Annotated in this window: 2 protein-coding genes; both read right to left on the bottom strand. The window is 56.4% G+C overall.

The genetic code is table 11. The annotated features are described in order from the left end of the window. Positions 1-296: 296 nt before the first annotated feature. Positions 297-869, bottom strand: coding sequence for a hypothetical protein (locus BAA01_03105; protein OUM90577.1), 573 nt, complete (start codon positions 867-869; stop codon positions 297-299). A gap of 167 nt (positions 870-1,036) precedes the next feature. After that, positions 1,037-2,137, bottom strand: coding sequence for a two-component sensor histidine kinase (locus BAA01_03100; GenBank protein OUM90576.1), 1,101 nt, complete (start codon positions 2,135-2,137; stop codon positions 1,037-1,039). Between the last annotated feature and the right edge of the window lie 51 nt (positions 2,138-2,188).

Raw genomic sequence — 2,188 nt, 5'->3', positions numbered from 1 at the left:
TTTGAATTCTTTCTTCATTTACCAAGGAGATTGCCATAAAAGTCCAAATCTCCTTCCAAATCTATAGTCGCATAAACACATTATGCCAAACATGCGTTCTGGTTTAAAGAGTTGACGGATATTTTTTTCGGATTGATTATGCTTTACTGCATAGAAAGCAGTCAGGACAACTTAGCATTTAATACTTTTTTGGCTTTTGGGGCTGGCCTGTTATCCTTGCTGTTTCGCCATTTCCTCCACGACCTTTAGCAGAGCAATTTCGCTCATTGCTTGCTATCCAATTTCAATGTCGACAACTACGGTTTCCACAGCCTCTCCACCCTTTTCAAAACAAACCCGTCAAATTCCGCCTTGTAGATGTCGGGCTTGGTCGTTTGAATGAAAAACTCGAACCCGTAGCGGTTGTCAAAATAATGCAAGATGATGGTCATGATGTTCCCGTGGGTCCCCACGGCAATCTTCCGTCCTTGGTAATCCGTGAGCAGCTGCCTGATCACCGGTATTGCCCTTTCCCGGGCTTGCCGGGTCGTTTCCCCTTCCGGCAGGCAGTAATCCAAGTCCTCAAACGATTTTTGGGCCGCCCGCAACAATACGTCGTCATCGAGATCCACGTTCACGGTGCCGATCGCGCGTTCCGACAACGCGTCGAATGCGAGAATTTCTTTGCCCAATAGATCCGCCAGCGGTTTTACCGTCTCGATCGCCCGGGCATAGCTGCTGGAAACGATAATATCAATTCCCTCGTTTTTCAGGATCTCGGCGACTCGCGCCGCATCCCGTTTTCCTTGCCCGGACAATCCCCGATTTCGCTCGTTGCCCGGAATAAAGTGAGAAACGGCGTGCCTTACAAAGTAAAGAAAGGTGTTCATAATCCCTCCATCAAGCCAACAAAAGGAACGTATTTCCGTCTGGATCCTCCAGGGAAGACGATTCGCCGGACATGCCCTCTGAATCGCCCGGCGCCAGTTCCGAAAACACCTCCGATTCGCTGACAATCGAAAATCCGAGGTTGTCCTTGTAAAATATCGTGACGCTGTCAAAATGCATCCATTATCCCTTCCTTGTTGTCGGCTTCTTTTTTCCGTTCATGTTCCAATGGCAGGCGTACCGTAAAAGTGGTTCCCTCGCCCGGCTTGCTCCGCACTTCGATGGAACCGCGATGCAGGTCGACGATCTTCTTCACGATGGACAGCCCGAGCCCGCTTCCCCCGCCGGCGCGGCCGCGCGCTTTGTCCGCTTTGTAGAACCGCTCGAAGATGCGCGGCAAGTCCTCTTCCCCGATGCCGATGCCGGTGTCGGAAACGCACACCTCCGCCGCTTCGCCGGACCGGCGCAAAAGAACGCCGATCGTTCCGCCTGCCGGCGTGAATTTGACGGCGTTGTGGATAAGGTTCCCCCATACCTGGCCCATCAGCTCGGGGTCGGCGACGATTTCGGTTTCCTCCAGATCGACCTCCATGTCTATCGACTTTTCCAGCCACTGCGGTTCGCAGGCGAGCACGGCCTCCCGCAGCTGCCGGTCCAGCCGGTACCGTTCCGGCCGGAACGGAGGATGTTCCGACTCGAGCGCCGCCAGCTTGAGCAGGTTGTCGCTGAGCCGGGACAGGCGCTTGCTTTCCGTTTCGATGATGTCGAGATAGCGGCCGCGTTCCTCCTCGCTCAGGCGGTCGCTGCGCAAGGCGCGGGCAAAGCCGCTGATGGACGCCAGCGGGGACTGGATCTCGTGCGAGACGTTGGAGATGAATTCCTGCCGCATGTCCTCCAGCGCCTTCAGCCCCGAGGCCATTTCGTTGAACGACTGGACGAGCCGGCCGAACTGGCCGTCCTCTTCCGCCTGCACTTGCAGCTTCACGTTGAAATCGCCCCGGGACAGCCTTCGCATCGCGTCCGTCAACGCCTGGAACCCGGCCATGTGCCCGGGAAACGCGACGCGGGAAAGCGCCGCGAGCCCCCCGGCAAAGATCAGGAGTCCGAGCGTCGCATCCATGAGGAACCGGACAAGCTCGGGCGGACGGGCACCAATCCGGGAATAAAGCAGCGAGGTCAAGAAAAAAGCGGCCGTCCAGCAGGCGCCAAGCGCAAAGATGAAGATCAGCAGGGCAGCCAGAAAACGGAGGCGTTTCCGGATGTTTTTCACGGACGCACCTCCAACCGGTAGCCGAGCCCGCGCACCGTGGCGATCCGGAAC

The organism is Bacillus thermozeamaize, from assembly GCA_002159075.1.
Classification (GTDB): Bacteria; Bacillota; Bacilli; order ZCTH02-B2; family ZCTH02-B2; genus Bacillus_BB; species Bacillus_BB thermozeamaize.
The sequence above is the reverse complement of the archived record's forward strand: the minus strand, read 5'-3'. Positions and strand labels throughout refer to the sequence as shown.

Coding starts and splice junctions, on each gene's coding strand:
- BAA01_03105 (OUM90577.1), bottom strand. CDS start 869: ATGAACACCTTTCTTTACTTTGTAAGGCACGCCGTTTCTCACTTTATT.